Genomic DNA, 15,155 nt, shown 5'->3' on the forward strand with positions numbered 1-15,155 from the left:
CTAATGTGTGTATTCTTCAGATGCGCATATTGCCAGCGCAATGGAATACATTTTATTTTCAGCAGAGTCCGCTCTGCTTGTTAAGGCAATCGGTGCTTTGGCTCCTGTAATGACAGCCGCCACGCTGGCCTTGGCAAAATAAATCAGAGATTTGTATAAAATATTGCCGGCCTCAATTGTTGGGACGAGAAGGATATCTGCGTTGCCCGCTACGTCTCCCGAAATTTTTTTCTGGGCCGCGGCAATTTGAGAAACTGCGTTATCCAAAGCAAGCGGTCCATCAACAATGCAGCCTTTGATCTGGCCCCTTTTGTACATTTGAGCTAGAGCAGCTGCATTCACGGTCGCTTCCATTTTAGGGTTCACCGTTTCGACCGCTGCAAGAGCAGCTGCTTTTGGCATATTGTTCCCCACTGCATGGGCCACATGAACGGCATTTTGCAAAATCTGCCGAAGCTCTTCCAGCGAAGGAGCAATATTCATTGCCGAATCTGTCACAAACATCAGCCGGTCAAAATCCGGTATATCGAAGACAGCCACGTGGGAAAGGACACTTGCTGACCGAAGTCCCTCCTGTCTGTTCAATACTGCTTTAAGCAAAACAGAAGTCGGCACATTGCCTTTCATTAAAACGTCCGCTGTTTTATGATGCACAGCACGAACCGCTAATTTCGCCGATTCCTCAGGAGTATCGGCATGGACGATTTCCACTTGATGCCCTTGCATGGATGATGTCAGCTCGTTCAGTTTTGTGCTGTCGCCCGTTAACAAGAAACGGGCAGATAGGTGCTCGGCTGCCAGCTTTACAGCCCGGATCACTTCCTCATCCTCAGCATGAGCTACCGCAATGGTCTTATTTTTGTGTATCGACGCTTTGCCGATTAAATCTTTCAGCTTCATCTGTTACCACCTTTCTTGTTTCGACTCCGCCTTTTATTATGCAAGTTCCATGCCAGCTCTTAAGGGTGCTGTCATACCAGATATATCGAAACATTCGTGCAGACGTTTGCGTTTATTCTGCAAATTATTGCATGCCTTCATTTGCAAGGCCATATTTATCCATTTTGTAATATAAGTTCCGAATGCTGACACCGAGAGCTTTTGCTGTTTTTGTCCGGTTAAAATGATGCTTTTCAAGCGTTTGCTGGATCAAATGTGCTTCAAATTTTTCTACTGCGACAGACAGCTTTTCGCCTTCAATATCCGGAAAATCAAAACCTGTTCCCTGATCTGTGTCATTTTCTTTTTGCTCAAGTTCGAATACAGGCAAGTGATCTTTTTCAATCCATTCCATATGCGGATTCAGAAAAATCATGGCTCGTCCAAGGACATTTTCAAGCTCCCGGACATTCCCAGGCCAATGGTAGGCAGATAAGGCGCGCAAGGCTTGCTGTGAGAGCCCTTTTACATTCCTGCCGTAATCCCGGTTGATCTTTTGGATAAGTCTGACGCTCAGTGCTTCAATGTCCTCCAACCGCTGACGCAAAGGCGGGATGGAGATCGGATAGCGGTTGATCCGGTAATACAGGTCTTCCCGGAACGTTCCGTCCGCCATCGCCTTTTCAATATTTACATTTGTCGCCGCGATCACTCTGACGTTGACAGGGATCGCTTTCGTGCCGCCCACTCTGACGATTTCCTTTTCTTGAAGGACGCGTAGCAATTTGGCCTGCATATTTTGTGTCAGCTCACCGATTTCATCTAAGAAAATACTGCCGTTATTTGCTTCCTCAAATAAACCCTTTTTACCGCCGCGCTTCGCTCCTGAAAACGCGCCATCCTCATAGCCGAACAATTCTGATTCGAGCAGGTTTTCAGAAAGGGCTGCACAATTCACGCGAATAAATTTATTGTATTTCCGGTCACTTTCGTTATGGATGGCATGGGCGAACAGTTCTTTTCCTGTTCCTGATTCCCCGCGCAGCAAGATGGTTGCCGGTGTTTTCGCACCGAGCTTCGCCTGCTCAAGCGCAACCAGCATTTGCTCGCTTTTGCCGATAATGTCGTCAAACGTGTATTTCGCTTCAAGCGTGCGAATAATTTGTCTGGCGCGATTAAGCTCCGCTGTCAGCATTTTAATTTCGGAAACATCGTGAATCACGCCGACGCTGCCTTTCAAAATCCCGTCCACAATCACCGGTGCTACATTAACGATGACCTCTTTTTCATTCGGGCCGACCTTCATTCTGACACCGCGAACAGGACGTCTTGTTTCAAGCACCTTTAAATGCATGCTTTCGCCTTCGGAAATATCAGTGTTTGCAGGCTTGCCGATGACTTCTTTTTCAGAAAGCCCCGTCATTTTCGTATACGCTTTATTGATTAGCAGGCCGATGCCGTTTTCATCAACGACAGAAATCGCCTCATCGGAGGATTGAATAATTGCCTCCAGCATCGTACGGACCTGCTTTAAGTTGGTCACTTCCTCTGCCAGCTCGACCGCATCAGTGATATCTTTAAACACACAAAGAGCCCCGAGCAGACGTCCGCCTTCATCAATAATCGGCAGCCTTGTGGTCACAATTTGCAAATGATCGCCTAACAGCTGCTTCTGGTTGTATTCAGGCACTCTTGTTTTTAAAATCCGCGGCATCTTAGTGCTCGGAATCACTTCTTTTATTGGGCGCCCAATGACTTCCTCACGTTTTTTCCCAACCATTTTTTCGGCCATATGGTTAAAGAGAATGATTTCTTCATTGATATCAATAAAAATCATTCCATCATGGGTCGAATTGAAAATTCTGTCATATTTATAGGTTTGCTCTTTTAGCATTTGAATCAGGTGCTGCTTTTCTTCCATCAGCTGAAAAACGATGTATGCCATTTTTCCCGGCATGACAATGGTATCTTCATGCTTTCTTTGAAGGAGCTCGTCAAACACGGCTTGATCGCCGGTAGTATGAATGACGATATCCGGTTTTTGTTGTATGTAAGGTTTCCAATCAGATGAAACGGCAATCCCATACTGTTCTGCTTCTTTCAATCCCGGCGCCTCGGGGTCTTTGTCAACTACGGCAATGATATCTATGATGGCTGTTTTAATCAGAATATGTAATAACGCCGTTCCCCTTTTGCCGGCACCTACTATCAGTACCTTTTGCATCCCGATACCCCTTTGTATGAAAAAATTTGCATACCTATTTATTCCGTTGCAATAATTTGCACAACCCTATGTTACCACGTTTTCTTCTCTTGACAAAATATTTTTTCCGCTGGACAATAAAGGAAATGAAAAGATAAAGGGGTTTTCTGAAGATGAGCCGACTTCTTGCGCTTTTAATATTAGTCATCCCCGGGGCTATTTCTGCTTTAGGCATTAAACTGATGAGAGATACACTTTTCGGTCATACAATCAAGCCATTTTCAGCTCTTTGGCTCCAAGGGTTGTCAGGATTCATCTTTTTTGCGATCGGCCTCTATGTGCTGGCCGGGTTCATTTTATACAGAGACAGAAAACGCAATCAAGTCAGCCCGCGATTCAGAAAACGATAGCTGCAAAAAAGCCGGAGAATGCTCCGGCTTTTTTTGTTGCATTATTCGTCAGGCAAAACGGTCTTGGCAATCGTTTTGTCTAACGCTTCATAGTCATAATAAGAAATCGTATCGTACAGTTCTTTTCGTGTCTGCATATCATGAATTCCTTCTTTTTGTGAGCCGTGCTCCTTTATCAAACCAAACATCCGCTCATAAGCTTTTGCCGCCGCTCGAAGCGAGGTGACAGGATATATCACCATGTGAAACCCCATATCTTCGAATTCATCGGCACGATAATATGGCGTTTTCCCAAATTCAGTCATATTCGCAAGGAGCGGAACGGAGATACGCTCAGCAAACTGGCGGAATTCATTCTCCGCCTGTAGCGCTTCCGGGAAAATTGCGTCCGCCCCCGCCTCAATGTAAGCCTCTGAACGTTTTATTGCGGCATCAAGCCCTTCCTGCGCCCTGGCATCAGAACGGGCAACAACAATAAGGGAGGGAGCCGCTTGTTTAATGGCTTTTATTTTTTGCGCCATTTCCTTGATCGGAACTAGCTGTTTGCCATTTAAATGTCCGCATTTTTTTGGGAGCTGCTGGTCTTCTATTTGAACGGCTGCTACCCTGGCTTCAAGCATCTCCCGGGCTGTTCGGGCGGCATTTAAGACACCGCCAAATCCCGTATCGATATCCACAAGCAAAGGCAGATCAGCTGCACGCACAAGATCTTTGGCCCGTTCAGCTATCTCTGCCGATGTGATGATCCCTAAATCAGGCAGCCCCCTGCTGGCTGTATAGGCAGCACCGGACAAATAAATAGCAGAAAAACCGGCTTCTTTCGCAAGCAAAGCGGCCATCCCGTCATGGGCGCCGGGAATTTGAAGAATGTCCGGTGCTGACATCAGCTTGCGGAAACGCCCGGCAAGCTCCTCTTGTGACGATTGCTTATTGACGATCCACGACATGAAACAAATCCCCCTTTTACATGCAGAACATGTCTACGAATTCATTTACGCGCATCGTTTGTAATGTCTCATAGCTGGTACAGCGCTCATAAATGTGTTTGTGCTGTTTATCAGGAAAATGGGTTTTGAGATTGTCAGAAAACTTTTCCAACAGTTTCGGCACTGCTTCCTCTCTTCGAAAACGATGGCCGAGGGGAAACTCACATTCCACCATTTCCGTGCTCGTTCCGTCTTTAAAATGAACCTGAACGGCATTTGAGATGGAACGTTTATCAGGTTTCAAATAATCCTCGGTATATGTTTTATTTTCAGTCACTTCCATTTTATCACGAAGTTTATCTATTCTCGGATCACTCGCTGTTTCAGCTTCATAATGCTGTGCGGTGATATCACCAAAAAGCAAACCGATTGCTGTAATGTATTGGAGACAGTGATCACGGTCTGCCGGATTATGGAGCGGGCCTTTTTTATCAATGATTCGGATAGCGGATTCATGCGTTCTGATGACAACTCGGTCAATCTCATCAATCCGGTTCTTTACCTGCGGGTGAAGAATGACGGCGCACTCCGCCGCTGTCTGGGCGTGAAATTCCGCAGGATAAGACACTTTAAATAACACATTTTCCATGACATAAGCGTCGAGCGGACGGGCAAGCTCGATCTCTTTCTTATTGAATAAAACGTCTTGGAACCCCCAACCCGGTGCACTCAGGGCTGTCGGATAACCCATTTCCCCTTTTAACGACATCAGCGCCAAATGAACACCTCTGCTCGTTGCATCTCCTGCCGCCCATGATTTACGCGAGCCTGTATTCGGTGAATGGCGGTATGTCCTCAATGCTGCATTGTCAATCCATGCATTCGAAAGCGCATTTTTGATTTCTTCTCTTCCGCCGCCCAAAAGCTTTGCCGCAACAGCAGTTGTCGCAACTTTGACAAACAGCACATGGTCAAGGCCAACTCGATTTAAGCTGTTTTCTAACGCCAGCACACCTTGAATCTCGTGTGCTTTGATCATCATCTCAAGTACGTCACGTACTGTTAACGGCTCTTTTCCTTCAGACAGCCTCACTCTTGATACATAATCAGCAGCGGCAAGGATCCCTCCCAAGTTATCGGATGGATGCCCCCACTCCGCCGCCAGCCACGTATCGTTGTAATCGAGCCAGCGAATCATGCAGCCGATATTAAACGCTGCCCTCACAGGATCGAGAACATATGACGTTCCCGGCACTTTGCTTCCATTCGGCACAGTCGTTCCTGGAACAATCGGGCCAAGAAGCTTTGTGCATTCCGGATACCGTAGCGCCAAGATCCCGCAGCCCAGGGTATCCAGCAATACATGCCCCGCTGTTGTATACGCTTCGGCACTTGTAATCTCTTTTTCAAGCACATAGTCTGTGATTTCTTCGATAACACGATCCGTTTTCGGCATTCTACCAGTTCCTTTCATGGTTTTGTTTGATATCGCGGGCCCATGTAACTGACACGGGGACGGAAGAGCCGATTATTGGCATGCTGTTCGATCACATGGGCGCATAAACCGGACGTTCTCGCGCTGAAAAAGACCGGCGTATATAAAGGAATCGGTATGCCGAGCATCCAATACACCGGGGCAGCATAGTAATCCAAATTCGGGTAAAGCCCTTTTTCCTTCTCCATCAGCCGCTCACCCGCTTCACACATCTCATATAAACGATAGTCACCGGCTTTATCGCATAATTGCTGCAGCGCCTCTTTCATCATGAGTGCTCTCGGGTCCATTTTTTTCATATACACCCGGTGGCCGAAGCCCATGATTTTTTCTTTTCTTTTCAGTTTTGTTTGCAGAAGCTGCTCAAAATCAGATGTCGTTTTTGCCTCCAAAAGCAAATACATCACAGCTTCGTTTGCTCCTCCGTGAAGATTCCCTTTCAGGGAAGCGACAGCCCCAGTCAAAGCCCCATAAAGATCTGAATGTGTAGATGCAATGACCCTGGCCGCAAAGGTTGAATTCGGCATCTCATGCTCACTGTACAGGACGAGCGACCGGTCAAAAATCTGTTCTTCCAATGAAGACGGCAATTTCCCTGTCATCATGTATAGAAAATTCGCACTGTAGGATAGGGTATGAAGCGGAAGAATCGGCTCTTTTTTATTAATGATCCTGTAGCTGGCAGCAGTGAGGGCAGGCATTTTCCCAAGAAGCTGATAGGCGCGTTCTTTGTTTGCGGAAGGAGACCGATCATCAATTTGCCGATCATAGCCAGCAAGTGCCGACAGGCCGGTACGCAGACTATCCATTGGATGAGTGCCCTCAGGGAGCAGCTCAAGCAGACGGAGATGATCAGCAGGCAGGCTTGAGGCACTGTTTATTTTACGTTCCAGCGTCTCCATTTCACTTTCTTCTGGCAGCCTGCCCTCCAGCAATAAATGGACAAGCTCCAGATAGCTTTTTGTTTCAGAAAGTTCTATTAAATCATAGCCTCGTATCAAAATCTGGCTGGACTGGGTGTCAAGATAAGAAATATGAGTTTCTGCCGCAATCACACCGTCCAACCCTGGAGAATATTGCTGTTTCTCCTCCATATCCTCAACCTCCGTTTTTGCGTTTTTTGTCTATCAGGTTCCGCCAAGCAAATACTTGGAAATAATCAGTCTTTGAATCTCATTCGTCCCTTCATAGATTTGCGTCACCTTTGCATCGCGAAGCAAGCGCTCAACCGGATAATCCTTCATATAGCCATATCCTCCATAAATTTGAACGGCGTCTAACGCTGCCTTCACGGCTGCATCGGAAGCAAATTGTTTAGCCATAGACGCTTCTTTTCCACAATTTAGGCCGCGGTTATGAAGGTCTGCGGCGTGGTAGACAAGATGCCTTGCCGCCTCTGCCCTAGTCGCCATGTCAGCCAGCTTAAATGATATGCCTTGATTGGCTGCAATCGGCCTTCCAAATTGCACTCGCTGCTTCGCATAATTAACGGCATGCTCAAGAGCCGCCTCTGCAATTCCGAGGGCCTGTGCCGCAATGCCGATCCGGCCGACATTTAAATTCGCCATCGCAATGTGAAAGCCATCACCCTCTTTGCCAAGCAAATTGACTTCAGGCACTTCTGCATTATCAAAAATCAGTTCCGTAGTATTGGAGCCATAAAGCCCCAGCTTTCTTTCTTTTTTTCCAACGGTAAAACCGGGTGTGTTTTTTTCAACAATAAAAGCCGAAATCCCGTGCCTGCCTTGATCTGGAGCTGTTAAAGCAAATGTGATATAGATATCAGCTGCTCCGCCATTCGTTATGAATATTTTCGATCCGTTTAATAGATATTTGCCGTTCTTTTTGATTGCTGTTGTGCGGAGGCTCCCGGCATCTGACCCCGAGTGAGGCTCCGTTAGTGCAAATGCGCCCAAATGGTCTCCTGACGCGAGCTTTGGTATATATTTCATCTTCTGTTCTTCGTTGCCGAAATACAGAATCGGATTTGTGCCGACTGAGGTATGAACGGAGAGAATCACGCCGACAGCCGCGCTGATTCTAGAAATCTCATGAATTGCCAAAATATAAGAAACAACGTCCGCTCCGGCACCGCCGTATTGTTCCGGCACCGGTATTCCCATCAGTCCGTGTTCACCCATTTTTTTGATCAGCTGAAAGGGAAATTCGTCCGTTTTCTCCATGATTTCCGCAGCGGGAGCAATTTCTTTTCGTGCAAAATCACGCACCATTTTTCGCATCATGACTTGCTCTTGGGTTACATGCAACTCGGCCACCCCCGGATGGAATAGACTTCAGGAAGTCCTCTCCTCATAGTCATAAAAACCGCGTCCGCTCTTTTTGCCAAGCCAGCCTGCTTTGACATACTTGCGGAGCAGCGGGCATGGACGGTATTTGGAATCGCCAAGGCCTGAGTGAAGGACTTCCATAATTGATAAACACGTATCCAGTCCGATAAAATCCGCTAATGCAAGCGGACCCATCGGATGATTCATGCCCAGCTTCATCACTTCGTCTATTGCCTCCGGCTTCGCCACTCCCTCATACACGCAATAGATGGCTTCATTAATCATTGGAAGAAGCACACGGTTGGAAACAAACCCAGGAAAATCATTGACTTCTACCGCTGTTTTCCCCATCTTTTCCGCTAATGCCATAACATCTAAGGCCGTTTCTTCTGATGTAGCCAAGCCGGGAATCACTTCAACCAGCTTCATTACAGGGACGGGATTCATAAAATGCATGCCAATAACCCGTTGAGGCCGGTTTGTTACAGCAGCGATTTCTGTAATAGGCAAGGAAGATGTATTGCTGGCCAAAATCGTATGAGGCGGGCAAATGCGATCAAGTGTTTTAAACATCTCAGTTTTTGCCGCCATGTTTTCTGCGATAGCCTCAATCACAATGTCCGCATGCTCTGCCTCCTCAAGCGTTTGAGAAATCGAAATGCGGCTGATTACGCTCTTCACTTCCGTCTCGGTCCTTTTTCCTTTCTCAGCATCACGGGCCAGCTGTTTCTTCAGCCGTTTCAATCCTGCCTCCGCGGCCTCTGGATTCACATCATACATCCGCACATAAAAGCCCGCGCCGGCGGCTGTTTGAGCAATTCCGCTTCCCATCTGACCTGCGCCAGCTACCATGATTTGTTTGATTTCCATTCAAATCCCCTTTTTCATCATGTTTTAATGAACCTGCACTAAGACGGCGTCTCCCTGTGCTGCCCCGCTGCAAATAGCGGCAACGCCCAGACCCCCTCCCCGGCGCTTTAATTCATAAACAAGCGTCATGAGAATTCTCGCCCCGCTCGCGCCGATCGGGTGGCCGAGCGCGATCGCACCGCCATTCACATTTACTTTTTCAAGATCGAAACCTACGATTTTTTCACATGTCAAAACAACTGAAGCAAAAGCTTCATTTACTTCAAACAAGTCAATATCTTGGACAGTTAAACCATTCTTTTTCAGGAGCTTGTTAATGGCAAACCCCGGCGCTGCCGCCAGCTCGTGCGCTGGCATTCCCGTAGTTGAAAAACCAAGAATTGTAGCCAGAGGCCGTTTGCCAAGCTCAGCAGCTTTTTCCTCAGACATCAGCACGAACGCGCCGGCTCCGTCATTGACCCCGGGAGCATTGCCGGCTGTGATAGAACCGTCACTTGCATAAATCGGAGCAAGTTTCGCGAGCTGATCCAGACTTGTGTCACGGCGAATCGCTTCATCTTTATCAACAACGTTTGGTTTTCCTTTTCGGCCGATCCAGTTGACGGGAACAATTTCATCCTGAAACTTCCCTTCATCGGCTGCCTTAGCTGCCCTTGCATGACTTCTCAACGCCCATTCGTCCTGCTCTCTTCGTGAGATTGTATATTCCTTGGCCGCTGTATTTCCGTGAACAGCCATGTGCACCTCGTCAAATGCGCACGTTAATCCGTCATACACCATTAAGTCCCTAAGCTCGCCGTCCCCCATCCGTGCTCCCCAGCGCCCGGCGGGAACGGCATACGGAATATTGCTCATGCTTTCCATTCCCCCCGCAACAAGTATGTCCGCATCCTGCGCCCGAATCATTTGATCACATAAAGTGACAGCGCGAAGGCCGGAAGCACAGACTTTATTCAGTGTTTCTGACGGCACACTCCAAGGCATTCCCGCCAGACGGGCAGCTTGACGGGAAGGTATCTGCCCTGAGCCGGCCTGGACAACCATGCCCATGACGTTTCCTTCTACATCATCTCCAGAGACTCCAGCCCGTTGCAGCGCCTCCTTCATCACAATGCCCCCAAGCTCAGCAGCTTTCACCTCTTTCAATACTCCGCCGAATTTGCCAAATGGAGTTCTTGCAGCACTTACAATGACTGTTTTCCTCATGGTTTCACCTCATTCAGAAGATAGACAGCGCTTACAATTTCTAGTTGTCTTCTATGAATGTATGCTTTGAAACGGGCATGAATGAATGAAAAAAGAAGGCTGCGTCAAACAGCCTCCTTCTAACAACTATTCATTTTTCAGCAATGCCGAAGCCTTTTCTGGAAAGTCGGTAAACATGCCGTCTGCTCCCGCTTCAATGAGACGCTTCATATCTTCCGGACGATTGACTGTATACGGCCTTACCTTAATCAAACCGTTCCTCATTTTCTTCAGCACTTCATCTGTGACCCCTGGGCTGTTTAACTTCGGGTGATAGCCGGAAGCCGGAATAGACGCGATATATCGATCTGCCTGATAAAGCACATCTGAAGTTAATACTGCCCGTTCGATATGCGGCGCAAGCCGGGCGCATATCGCCAAGCTGTCATGATTAAAGGTGGATAGGATGACTCTTTCCTCTACATTGAATCGCTTCACTGCCTCCAGCACTTTTTCTTCCATTCCCTCATAGCGGATCACGCTGTTTTTTAATTCAATGTTGATGAGAAAATCCTTTTTTACCGCCCACGAGAGCACATCTTCTAGCAGCGGCACTTTTATATCGCTGTACGCTTGATCGTGACCAGCGGCCGCATTCGCAGTCTTTACCTCATCATAGGCTGTATCCTTCACGAATCCTTTAAGTGATGTCATGCGATTAAGTCTTTCATCATGAATCACAACAATGCGTCCGTCTTTCGTCAGCTGTACATCAAGCTCTATCCCATCCGCTCCGGCTTCAATTCCTTTTTCAAATGCAAGCATTGTATTTTCGGGAAATTGACCTGATGCCCCCCGGTGTGCAAAAATCTTTGTCATCGTTTCACCTCAAACCCTAAAGTTTTCTCCATTATACTTATTTTGTCGGCTCCACTCTAGGATTAAGGCTGTATCAATCTACTGATCATAATAAGAATCAATGCCGTTGACAATCGCATCTGCGGCCTTTTGCTGGTATTCTTCACTTCCCAGCTTGTCCGCGTCAGAGCTGTTCGTGATAAACCCAAGCTCCGCCAACACACTTGGCATTTGTGAATATGTAATGACGTAAAAGTCTGATTCTTTCACGGCCCTGTCTCTCGTTTGTAAGGAAGAAACGAGCTGTGACTGAATATCGGATGCCAGACGCCGGCTGTTCTCCCTTTCATAATCAGATTGAAAATACGTTTCTGTTCCTGAAACTGAAGCAACCCCAGAATTCACATGAATACTGACAAAAAGGTCAGCCTGATTGGCACTTGCCTTAGCCACTCTTTCCTCCAAGGTCAGAAAATGATCGTCAGACCGGGATGCAACAGGATTGGCTCCCTCCTCTTTTAGTTTGTCTGTCACATGCTCTGAGACAGCCAAATTAATATCCTTTTCAAAGAGCCCGTTTCCGACCGCTCCACTGTCTTCACCGCCGTGTCCGGCATCAATATACACTGTTTTTCCTTCTATCGGCTCTGCTGCCTGTGCACAAGGCGCGAGCGTCAAAGCCAATCCGCACAGCGCCAAGCTCCTCCATAACATTCTCAACTTACTCCCTCCGGTCTTTTTATGACGAGTTCTTTCGCAGCTGAATATCTTCCAGCTGTAAAGTTCCATTATCCTTCTTTGTATATTTCACCAGGACATGTGTCTGATCTGGCAGTGATTCACATTCATCACGTTTATCCTTCGGAACTTGTATCATGGTTTCTTCTCCATTAAGAGAAACCGCAATCGTATGAGGATCAGCCGAGCCAATGTATTTTCCCTCTTCGGTAAACCTTGGCACTGAGTCATCCGCACTTGCAACACTGCACCCCGATAGAAAGAGCGCAGTAAACAGCAAAAGAACCGTTTGTTTCACATGACCACCTCTTCCTGATGTTTGGCTTTTATCTTTGACCAGAATGGCGAATTTGTAAAGACAACGCGAATGCAGGCGAGCAAGTTCCATGATTTTCAAAAGGGCTATACGACCCGATCATTTCCTGTTGTTAGAAAGATAACGAGCAGATTTGTCTATGAGGATGGCTCTAATTGAGGCGCCAATTAGAAAAAATTAGCGGAAAGAAGCAACTTTTTATTCATTTTAAAAAATTTGAGAATAGGGTGAGCAAATCGTTTGACGGGTGGGTCAGCCAAGCGTAACCTTTTAAAGGATATTTACTTTATTGAAAGAAGGTAAAGCCATGAAAAAATTCGTTCTGCTGCTGGCGGCAGCTGTCATCACATGCTCCATCGGCCACCAAATCAGCGGCGGCTACAAAGGCCCCGAAAAAGAGCGGCGAAAACATCACTCTGCACTCAAGATATTCAGTCGGTAAAGCAGATCAATTCATTAATTTTTACATATAGGCTAGAATATGTGCGAATCCAAACGAAAGAAGATGATCAAATGAATCCTAAGTATAAGCCACTTTTTGAACCATTTACGTTTAAAAGCGGCGTCACAATCGACAACCGGATCGCAGTAGCACCGATGACTCATTACGCTTCTAATGAAGACGGTACAATATCTGAAGCGGAGCTTGACTACATCATCCCCCGTTCAAAAGAGATGGGAATGGTGATTACAGCCTGCGCAAATGTTACACCTGACGGAAAAGCATTCCCCGGGCAGCCGGCCATCCATGACGATTCCAACATTCCAGGTTTAAAAAAGTTAGCACAAGCCATTCAGGCACAAGGCGCTAAAGCCGTTGTGCAAATTCATCACGGCGGTATTGAGTGCCCGTCTGAGCTCGTTCCTCAACAGGATGTTGTGGGGCCAAGTGACGTGTTTGATAACGGCAAACAAATTGCTCGCGCATTAAAAGAAGAAGAAGTGGAAAACATTGTGAAGGCTTTTGGAGAAGCGACAAGACGCGCCATTGAAGCCGGCTTTGACGGTGTCGAAATTCACGGTGCAAACGGCTACTTAATTCAGCAGTTTTATTCTCCGAAAACCAATCAGCGCACGGATCGCTGGGGAGGAAGCGATGAAAAACGATTAGCCTTCCCGCTCGCTATTGTCGATGAAGTGAAAAAAGCCGCTTCAGAACATGCGAAGGGTGCGTTCTTAGTCGGCTACCGTCTGTCTCCGGAAGAACCTGAGACACCGGGATTGACAATGACTGAAACTTATACGCTTGTTGATGCTTTAGGGGATAAAGAATTGGATTATCTTCATATCTCACTGATGGACGTGAACTCAAAAGCGCGCCGCGGTGCAGATCCGACTCGCACACGCATGGACTTATTGAATGAACGTGTCGGAAACAAAGTGCCGCTGATCGCCGTCGGTTCCATCCATTCCGCTGATGACGCGCTTGCCGTCATCGAAAACGGTATTCCGCTAGTCGCTATGGGACGCGAAATTCTAGTTGACCCTGACTGGACGGTAAAAGTAAAAGAAGGCCGTGAAAAGCAAATCGAAACAGTGATCAAAGGCACAGATAAAGAAAAATATCATTTGCCTGAACCGCTATGGCAAGCAATTGTGAACACGCCAGGCTGGGTGCCTTATAAAGATTAATGTGCAAAGACTGCCGAAACGATTCGGCAGTCTTTTTTCCCTTTATATAAATAGTTTGTGTACACATCTAAACAGCAAAAGAAAGAGCTCCCCACCAACTTCGAAAAGAAAATCCAGGAAAAACCCCTCACGCTTTCTTGCTTTTTTCTTTTTCATTCGTACGTCTCCTTTTTACATGAATACGCCTTACTTACGATTTTGCAGATGAAAGGTTTCATTTTACAACGGAAACATCTAATGAATGGACCAAGAATGCAGGTAATAACGCCATTAGCTTTCCTTACTTTTCAAACCCATCCTTTACTATATGCGGGTACTTAATATTCTTCTCCCATACTAACAAATGTCCCCAAAACAAAACGCCTCCTATTTATCAGCGCAAACTAATAAATAAAAGACGTTTGATTTAATGACCACTTAATAAGCTCATGTTTAAGAAGCCTTATGCTCTAACCTCAGCTTATCCGCAACCATTGCAATGAACTCCGAATTTGTCGGTTTAGCTTTTGTCATGCTGACAGTATAACCGAACAACGAGGAAATGGAATCAATGTTTCCTCTGCTCCATGCCACTTCAATTGCATGACGGATCGCTCTTTCTACACGGCTTGCGGTTGTGTTAAATTTTTTGGCGATGTCCGGATAGAGGACTTTTGTAATGCTGCCGAGCAATTCGATGTCATTGTATACCATTGAGATTGCTTCGCGCAGATAGAGATAGCCTTTAATATGGGCTGGGACGCCGATTTCATGGATAATGCTTGTGATGCTCGCGTCGAGATTTTTCTTCTTTGGTTCAGGCTGGCTGCTGCGTATAATACTGCTTTGCGATGATGGCGCACGATGCGTCACACTGCTGGCATTTCCGCTGACCTGGCGGATATGGCCGACAAGGTTTTCCATATCAAACGGTTTGAGAATAAAGTAGGACGCGCCTAAATCGACGGCCTTTTTCGTGACATCTTCCTGCCCAAAGGCTGTCAGCATAATGACATTCGGCTGTTTTTTCAGATCTGATTCCCTCAGCCTCTCTAAAACCGCAAGTCCGTCTAAATGCGGCATAATAATATCTAATACGAGCACATCGGGATCTTTTTCTTTAAACAGCGACAGGCATTCCTGTCCGTTATAAGCAACGCCGATCACTTCCATGTCTTCCTGTCCTTCTATATATTCACTTAACAGGTTTACCAGCTCTCGATTATCATCAGCAACACAAACTTTAATTTTCTCCACGTTTCTTCCTCCCCAAATGTAGTTAACAGGATTCACCCTTGCTACATGTTTACATTCGACAAAACCGCTATATACCCTCTAAAAAAATCATAATCACCAATATTAGTGGCATATCTTTG

Annotated in this window: 15 protein-coding genes; 3 read left to right on the top strand and 12 right to left on the bottom strand. The window is 46.6% G+C overall.

All coding sequences use genetic code 11. The features are described from left to right. Together yqiS and NSQ09_RS17985 are read right to left on the bottom strand one after the other, a co-directional pair. A complete protein-coding gene (gene yqiS, locus NSQ09_RS17980; RefSeq protein WP_129137776.1) occupies nt 1-900 on the bottom strand; it encodes a phosphate butyryltransferase in 900 nt (299 codons plus the stop codon). 124 nt (nt 901-1,024) lie between these two features. Then, nucleotides 1,025-3,103 carry a sigma-54 interaction domain-containing protein gene (locus NSQ09_RS17985; protein WP_004398669.1) on the bottom strand — a complete coding sequence of 693 codons (2,079 nt, stop codon included), beginning with the start codon at nt 3,101-3,103 and terminating at the stop codon, nt 1,025-1,027. A 152-nt stretch (nt 3,104-3,255) separates the two neighbouring features. Between NSQ09_RS17985 and NSQ09_RS17990 the strand changes: the two genes are divergently transcribed. Further along, on the top strand, nt 3,256-3,492 hold the full coding sequence (locus NSQ09_RS17990; protein ID WP_003230304.1) for a DUF2627 domain-containing protein: 237 nt from the start codon (nt 3,256-3,258) through the stop codon (nt 3,490-3,492). A gap of 41 nt (nt 3,493-3,533) precedes the next feature. On the opposite strand, the gene prpB is transcribed toward NSQ09_RS17990, so the two are convergent. The 9 genes from prpB to NSQ09_RS18035 all read right to left on the bottom strand — a co-directional run bounded on the left by prpB (nt 3,534) and on the right by NSQ09_RS18035 (nt 12,150). Beyond that, complete coding sequence (gene prpB, locus NSQ09_RS17995; RefSeq protein ID WP_129137777.1) at nt 3,534-4,439, bottom strand: methylisocitrate lyase; 906 nt, start codon at nt 4,437-4,439, stop codon at nt 3,534-3,536. 16 nt (nt 4,440-4,455) lie between these two features. Then, entirely contained in the window at nt 4,456-5,874 is a 1,419-nt protein-coding gene (locus tag NSQ09_RS18000) for a bifunctional 2-methylcitrate dehydratase/aconitate hydratase (RefSeq protein WP_086344056.1), read from the bottom strand. A gap of 14 nt (nt 5,875-5,888) precedes the next feature. Then, nucleotides 5,889-7,007 (bottom strand): citrate synthase, encoded by a 1,119-nt coding sequence (gene mmgD, locus NSQ09_RS18005; RefSeq protein ID WP_129137778.1) that lies wholly within the window; start codon nt 7,005-7,007, stop codon nt 5,889-5,891. A 33-nt stretch (nt 7,008-7,040) separates the two neighbouring features. After that, nucleotides 7,041-8,180 (bottom strand): acyl-CoA dehydrogenase, encoded by a 1,140-nt coding sequence (locus NSQ09_RS18010; protein ID WP_128738009.1) that lies wholly within the window; start codon nt 8,178-8,180, stop codon nt 7,041-7,043. A gap of 27 nt (nt 8,181-8,207) precedes the next feature. Then, nucleotides 8,208-9,071 (bottom strand): 3-hydroxybutyryl-CoA dehydrogenase, encoded by an 864-nt coding sequence (locus tag NSQ09_RS18015; protein WP_270580864.1) that lies wholly within the window; start codon nt 9,069-9,071, stop codon nt 8,208-8,210. A 24-nt stretch (nt 9,072-9,095) separates the two neighbouring features. Beyond that, on the bottom strand, nt 9,096-10,277 hold the full coding sequence (locus NSQ09_RS18020; protein WP_106073553.1) for an acetyl-CoA C-acetyltransferase: 1,182 nt from the start codon (nt 10,275-10,277) through the stop codon (nt 9,096-9,098). A 126-nt stretch (nt 10,278-10,403) separates the two neighbouring features. Continuing rightward, nucleotides 10,404-11,135: a glycerophosphodiester phosphodiesterase gene (locus NSQ09_RS18025; RefSeq protein WP_341032262.1), complete on the bottom strand. Its 732-nt coding sequence runs from the start codon at nt 11,133-11,135 to the stop codon at nt 10,404-10,406. Between the two features lie 78 nt (nt 11,136-11,213). Continuing rightward, the gene (locus tag NSQ09_RS18030) at nt 11,214-11,834 is read right to left on the bottom strand and encodes an N-acetylmuramoyl-L-alanine amidase family protein (protein ID WP_080031089.1); all 621 of its coding nucleotides are present in this window, start codon (nt 11,832-11,834) and stop codon (nt 11,214-11,216) included. Between the two features lie 19 nt (nt 11,835-11,853). After that, a complete protein-coding gene (locus NSQ09_RS18035; protein WP_014480225.1) occupies nt 11,854-12,150 on the bottom strand; it encodes a hypothetical protein in 297 nt (98 codons plus the stop codon). Nucleotides 12,151-12,457: 307 nt separating this feature from the next. Between NSQ09_RS18035 and NSQ09_RS18040 the strand changes: the two genes are divergently transcribed. Further along, nucleotides 12,458-12,610 carry a hypothetical protein gene (locus tag NSQ09_RS18040; RefSeq protein WP_129137781.1) on the top strand — a complete coding sequence of 51 codons (153 nt, stop codon included), beginning with the start codon at nt 12,458-12,460 and terminating at the stop codon, nt 12,608-12,610. A 71-nt stretch (nt 12,611-12,681) separates the two neighbouring features. After that, nucleotides 12,682-13,800 carry an NADH-dependent flavin oxidoreductase gene (locus NSQ09_RS18045; protein WP_017696437.1) on the top strand — a complete coding sequence of 373 codons (1,119 nt, stop codon included), beginning with the start codon at nt 12,682-12,684 and terminating at the stop codon, nt 13,798-13,800. A gap of 432 nt (nt 13,801-14,232) precedes the next feature. Here NSQ09_RS18045 and spo0A read toward each other — a convergent pair whose 3' ends face one another. Continuing rightward, entirely contained in the window at nt 14,233-15,036 is an 804-nt protein-coding gene (spo0A, locus tag NSQ09_RS18050) for a sporulation transcription factor Spo0A (protein WP_341032268.1), read from the bottom strand. Nucleotides 15,037-15,155 lie beyond the last annotated feature (119 nt).

This window comes from Bacillus sp. FSL W8-1202 (assembly GCF_038006165.1).
GTDB classification, from domain to species: Bacteria; Bacillota; Bacilli; order Bacillales; family Bacillaceae; genus Bacillus; species Bacillus subtilis.